Source organism: Nocardiopsis prasina DSM 43845, assembly GCF_000341265.1.
GTDB classification, from domain to species: Bacteria; Actinomycetota; Actinomycetes; order Streptosporangiales; family Streptosporangiaceae; genus Nocardiopsis; species Nocardiopsis prasina.
Genome location: NZ_ANAE01000154.1, coordinates 1 through 1,911, shown reverse-complemented (window position 1 = coordinate 1,911; position 1,911 = coordinate 1). Strand labels below are relative to the sequence as shown.

Here is a 1,911-nt window from a genome sequence, read left to right as displayed (position 1 = left end):
GCGGCCCGCGTCGCAACGACCGCTACGACTCCGCTCCGCAGCGCTAGCACCGAGCGGTACTGAAGCACCCGAGGCGGGTCCGACCACAGGTCGGGCCCGCCTCGTCATGGTTTACGGTCCTTTACCGCCCCTTCGCGTGTCCCAGGCCGCCGAAACCACCCCCGAAGTGGACAGTTGGCCGGAAAACCCCGAACCGAACGCGGGGCCGCACACCGCTCGAAGGGGAACGAGTGACCGTCCTCAACAACGCTCTGGTCGCCCTCAACGACTTCTTCTGGACCTTCTTCCTCATCCCGCTGCTGGTCATCCTGGCCGTCTACTTCACCGTGCGGTCCGGTTTCGTCCAGATCCGCCTCCTCCCGGAGATGTTCCGGGTCATGCGCAGCAGCCCGGGGACGGCACCCGACGGCGGCCGCGAGATCTCGGCGTTCCAGGCCTTCGCCCTCTCGGCGGCCTCGCGGGTGGGGACCGGCAACATCGTCGGCGTGACGCTGGCGATCATGTTGGGCGGTCCCGGGGCGGTGTTCTGGATGTGGCTGATGGCCGGGGTCCTGGGCGCCGCGTCGTTCGTGGAGTCCACCCTCGCCCAGCTGTACAAGGTGCGGACCAGCACCGGCTTCCGCGGCGGTCCGGCGTACTACATGCTCTACGGGCTCGAACGCCGCTGGATGGGCGTCCTGTTCGCGGTCATCATCACCATCACGTTCAGCCTGGTGTTCAACTCGGTGCAGGCCAACGGCATCACGGGGGCGATCGGCACCTCGGTGGGGGAGTTCGGCGTCCCCACCGGTCTGTGGTTCGACGCGGTGATCGGCATCGGGCTCGCCGCGCTGACCGGTGCGGTGATCTTCGGTGGGGTGCGGCGCATCGCCACGGTCGCCCAGGGGCTGGTTCCCCTGATGGCGATCCTCTACATCCTCCTCGGCGTGGCCGTGGTCATCGTCAACATCGACGAGGTCCCCGGGGTCATCGGGAGCATCTTCGCGCACGCCTTCGGTCTGCGCGAGGCGGCCGCGGGCGGTGTGGGCACGGCGATCCTGTGGGGGATGCGGCGCGGCATGTTCTCCAACGAGGCGGGCCTGGGCTCGGCGCCCAACGCCGGTGCCACCGCCTCGGTCTCCCACCCCGCGAAACAGGGCCTGGTCCAGACCCTGGGCGTCTACTTCGACACCTGGCTGGTCTGCTCGGTGACCGCGTTCATCGTGCTCCTGTTCAGCACCGAGTTCGCCCCCGGGCAGGAGCCGATCGTGGTCGCCCAGATGGCGCTCCAGAGTTCGCTCGGAGGCTGGGCGATCCACGCCCTCACCGTCATCCTGTTCCTCCTGGCCTGGACCTCGCTGCTGGGCAACTACTACTACGGTGAGTCCAACCTCCAGTTCCTGGACGCCAACGACAAGCACCTGAGCTACTTCCGGGCCGCCGTCCTGGCCTCCATCTTCATCGGCTGCGTCGCCCCGCTGACCCTGGTGTGGAACCTCGCGGACATCGCCATGGGGGTCATGGCCACCGTGAACCTGCTGGCCATCGCTCCGCTGTCCACGATCGCCTTCCGACTGCTGGGCGACTACAGCCGTCAGCTGCGCAACGGACTGGACCCGCAGTTCGCCCTGGCCAAGATGCCGGACCTGAGGAACGTGCACTGTTGGGGCGACGCCGGTGGACCTCTGCCCGAGGAGGTGGAGCGGTCCGGAGGCGCCGCGCCGAGCGACGCCGAGCCACAGGGGGAGCCGGGCGCCGTCGACGGCGGTGAGGGCATGCACGGCCCCGACTGGGAGCACGACGGCGAGCACGCGGCCGAGGACGGGCACCCGGACGACCGACAGGACCCGGACGGTGGCGAGGCCCCCGGGAACGGCCGTGGTCCGGACCGCGACGACTAGGCACTGTTTTTTGAACGGGTCAGGTCACGGA

At 69.0% G+C, this 1,911-nt stretch carries 1 protein-coding gene; it reads left to right on the top strand.

The window, feature by feature from the left end:
• Positions 1–230 precede the first annotated feature (230 nt).
• Complete coding sequence (locus D452_RS0117850) at positions 231–1,880, top strand: alanine/glycine:cation symporter family protein (RefSeq protein ID WP_017545512.1); 1,650 nt, start codon at positions 231–233, stop codon at positions 1,878–1,880.
• The last annotated feature ends 31 nt before the right edge of the window (positions 1,881–1,911 follow it).